The 3,710-nt window shown below is 72.0% G+C and carries 3 protein-coding genes and 1 pseudogene; all 4 read right to left on the bottom strand.

All coding sequences use genetic code 11. The features are described from left to right. Window positions 1-269: pseudogene (locus AC1DS3_RS36590) on the bottom strand (TolC family protein); the annotation flags it as partial. Window positions 270-462: 193 nt separating this feature from the next. Beyond that, on the bottom strand, window positions 463-927 hold the full coding sequence (locus AC1DS3_RS36585) for a cobalt-zinc-cadmium resistance protein (RefSeq protein ID WP_441634612.1): 465 nt from the start codon (window positions 925-927) through the stop codon (window positions 463-465). Between the two features lie 189 nt (window positions 928-1,116). After that, the gene (locus AC1DS3_RS36580) at window positions 1,117-3,333 is read right to left on the bottom strand and encodes an SWIM zinc finger family protein (RefSeq protein ID WP_477129128.1); all 2,217 of its coding nucleotides are present in this window, start codon (window positions 3,331-3,333) and stop codon (window positions 1,117-1,119) included. Then, on the bottom strand, window positions 3,330-3,710 hold a 381-nt coding region (locus AC1DS3_RS36575; protein WP_477129127.1), incomplete at its 5' end, for a VWA domain-containing protein. The genes AC1DS3_RS36575 and AC1DS3_RS36580, both read right to left, overlap by 4 nt.

Genomic DNA, 3,710 nt, shown 5'->3' with positions numbered 1-3,710 from the left:
GGATAATCCAGCTTCTGGGTGATGGCCATGGTCGGCGCGGCGCCACCGGCCACACCGGCAGTGCGCGGCGACAGGCGCCCGTACATCACCTCAACCTGCGGATTGGGATAGGCACGCGCGCTGGTCACAGCGGCGCTGGCGGCATCCACGCCGGCCTGCGCCGCCTCCACGCCTTTGTTGGTGGACTGCGAAAGGGACAGCAGTTGCGGCAAGGTGAACGTTTCCGCCGCGAGAGCCGGCAAGGCTCCGAGCGACAGCAACGCCACCATGGAAAACATAGTGATCTGTTTGATCTGCATGACAAATGGGGGCAGGCGAAACGGCTGCGCGCCCGCCGCCGGCGCGCGCAAAAAGCGCGCGCCAACGGTCAGCCAGCGATCGCGGACGCGATCGGGCCAAGGCGCCCAGGCAATAGGAACGCAGCCCGGGCGCGCAAGGTGCGCGCCGGGGTTGCCAGGGCTGTCAGATCAGGGAGATGGGGGGCTTGAAGAACGCCGCGGGCAAAGGATCCGGGCGTGCGGGCAGCTCTTGCGCTATCTCGTTGGGGGGCAACGAAACACGCACGGTGTGCAGCGCGAAGAGCGCGCTGGATTCTTCGATCTCGTCGAGCATGTCGAGGGGGTCGAGCAAGTCGGCGGACCAGATCTCGCAGTAGCCGGGAGGATCGGCCTCCACCACCGCCGCCACCACCGCTGCCGCCATCGCTTCGCCCGCCAGGCCATCGTCGCCCGGCGCCACGACGCGCTCCAGGCCGGCACTAGCGTCCAGTTCGTCGAGGGTGCGGGAGAACGCCGGTTCGGCAATCAGGAATTCGGCGCGAACAGGATCAAATGCAGGCCCCGGCATACCGGCGTGCGTGTTCGCCGCGGCCCCGAAGGACAGCGCAGACAAGCACAGAACGGTGATCAGGAGCAGCAGGGATCGCATGAATCGGGGTAGAACGACTAGGGCCAAACCGGCGCGGATGGTGATAAATCAGCCATCCGGCGCCGATGGTGCACCACAGCATTGTAACGCGGATGTAAGTCATAGACCGGCAAAGGGCCGGGGCGTTCCGGTCAAGCGTGACAAAAGTTGCTTGCGTGCAGGCCGGGCTGGGCCGGGCCGGCGGCCCCGCTATGCGGGCGCTGCCACCGGGGGCCGCAGCGCCGCGCGCTCGATCTCCGCCAGCCACAGGACCAGTTCCCACCAGCGCGAGGCGGTGTTCTCATCCGGCCCGCCGCCAAAGCCCTCCAGCGCCGCCTCGAGGCGCAGCGCCGTCTCCGCCAGCCCGGCGCGCGACAACGCCGTGGCTAGTTCGCGAGCTCGCTCAAGCGCGGCCGGACGCTGGTTGCGCAAGCCCTGGCGCAGCCACTGCGCCAGCAGCGCCAGCGCGGCGCCGGCCAGGGCGGCATGCGGCACCGGTGCCGGCGCGACGCAGGCCGGCATGGGGCCGGGGCTGGCGGGCTCGGTCGCCAGCACCACGGCGCGGGCCTGGGTCATCAGGGCCAGCGGCTCCATTTCCAGGGCGCCGCCAATCACGCGCACCGTGCCCGCCACGCGCTGGATGGCGTCGCCTCCCGCCTCGGCGATGCGCAACACGCTTGCCAGCGCGTCAACGGCGCCGGGCGCGCCGCTGCCGTGGCGGTAGCGCAGCAGGCAGCGCTGGCCATCGGTGTCGAGCAGGCTGGCGAGCAAGGTCTGCGCGGCGGCGTCCCAGCCCCACTGCGCCACGGCCATCACGTCCAGCACGTGCAGGTGCCCGATGGCCTGGCGCGGCAGCAGGCAGGCGGGCGCGGCTTGCGTGAGGTGCTGGCGCAATGCCGCCACCGTGGCGAAGGCCAGCGGCGGCCGCAGGTCGTTCCAGGCTTGGGCGGAGAGCGGCAGCACATTGGTCTGGCGCGCGGCGCTGCCAATCTCCAGCAAGCCGTTGGCGCGGCGGCGCGCCGCGCGCGTGACCACCTGGCTGGCGGCCAGGCGGCCCATCGGATTGCCCGCCACGCGCCGCTGCACCAGCGGCACCGGCGGCGCGGCGCCCTCCGACCGGGGCCAGCTGCGCTCGAGCGCGACAACGCCCATGGTGTCGGGGTCCGCGAAGGCGATGGAGACCCCGCAGGCCGCATCGGGGTGGTCGCCGTCGTCCCACATGACGGCGCCCAGCGAAACCAGCTTGAGGTGGTCGAGCGCGACTTCGCCCTTGACGCCAAGGCCGAGGATCTGGCGCGCCGGCAACAGCGCCCCGGGCTGCCCGGCGGTGCTGGCGATGCTGGCCGATAGCGCGGCGGCCAGCCGGCCTTGCAGGCACGCCAGCGCATCCAGCAGGCGGCGCGGGTCATAGCGGGCACTGCGGTTGTGCTGGTCATCGAGCTGCGCCGCCAGCGCGTCGACGTCGGCGCTGACCCAGGCCGCGCCGAAATCGGCGGCCAGGCTGCGCATCAGGCCCAGGCGCGGGGCCAGCGCCAGCGGCGCCTGGGCCGTGCCTTCCGCCCACAGTTGCCGCGCCAGCGCATCGGCCGCGGCGGCAAGGGCGCGCAGCATGTCGACATCAGCCTGACGGGCATCGGCATCGGCATCGGCGTCATCCGGCTCCGGCGGCGCGATCTCCACCGTGGCATCGACCTGGCCGCGATGGCGACCGGCCGCAGCGCGAAAGGCCCAGGCCGCCAGCGCCACGTGGGCGCAACTGCTGCCCTCCTGGCAATCGCAACGCGCGTGGCCAAGGCTGTGGCGCGAGAAAAACCGCACCGTGCACATCGGCAGGTGCGCGGTGGGCACCGGCGCTTCCACGCGCCAGCCGGCCAGCCGCGCCACCGGCCGCGCGCGTGCCAGCTCGGCGGCCTGGCGCAGCGTGGCCGGGCGCAACGCGGCGTGCAACGCGGCGTCGTCGAAATCCGCCGGGGACCATGGGCCGCCGGCTAGCCCTTCGGGCGTGGTGACGGGCGTGGTGACGGGCGGGGTGACGGGCGGGGTGACGGGCGGGGTGACGGGCGGGGTGACGGGCATATGGGCACTACCCTCTTCCACGCTGGCCTGCGTGCCCTCGCCCGACGGCTGGTCCGCGCTGGCCACATCCCGGCAGGCCTGCTGGTAAGCCAGCACCAGCAGGATGCGGTGACGGCAGAGGCCAGAAGCAATGCAGCTACAGACCGCATCGCGCAGCGCGCGGCCTGCGGCAAGGCTGGTGCGGGTGCCGTCGGCGTACGCGGCATGCAAGGTGCCATCGGCATCTTGCGCAAGCTCGGGCGCCTTGCCCTCGGCCATTTCCTTCTGCGCACGCTTGACGAAGCCGGCGTTGGCCAGCGCCACCAGCGCTTCGGGCGTCAGCTCCAGGAGATCGGCACGGTCTGCCCTCATGCGACCAGCCCTCCGGGCACTTGCCCGCCGGCCTTGCCGGAGACTTTCTCGGCCAGCCAGGCGGCCAGCTCGCCGGGCGTCATTGCGGCCACGTGGGCGCCTTCGCGCACCAGGCGGGCTGCCAGTTCGCGGTGATAGACCGGCTCGGCGCGCGCATCCAGCGCGGCCAGGCCGAGCACGGTCACGCCGGCGCCGACCAGCGTCTTGACGCGGCGGACCAGTTCATAGTCGCTGCCGCCTTCGTAGAAATCGCTGACGAGCACCACGATGCTGCGTGTCGGCGTGCCGATCTGCGCCTGGGCATAGGCCACGGCCCGCGCGATATCGGTGCCTCCGCCAAGTTGCACGCGCATCAGCAACTCGACCGGATCGGCCAC

It is taken from the genome of Cupriavidus sp. 01L46 (assembly GCF_056399905.1).
The sequence above is the reverse complement of the archived record's forward strand: the minus strand, read 5'-3'. Positions and strand labels throughout refer to the sequence as shown.

What these genes read in the sequence shown, in the direction of transcription:
- AC1DS3_RS36585 (WP_441634612.1), bottom strand. Translation starts at nt 927, where the DNA reads ATGCGATCCCTGCTGCTCCTGATCACCGTTCTGTGCTTGTCTGCGCTG.
- AC1DS3_RS36580 (WP_477129128.1), bottom strand. Translation starts at nt 3,333, where the DNA reads ATGAGGGCAGACCGTGCCGATCTCCTGGAGCTGACGCCCGAAGCGCTG.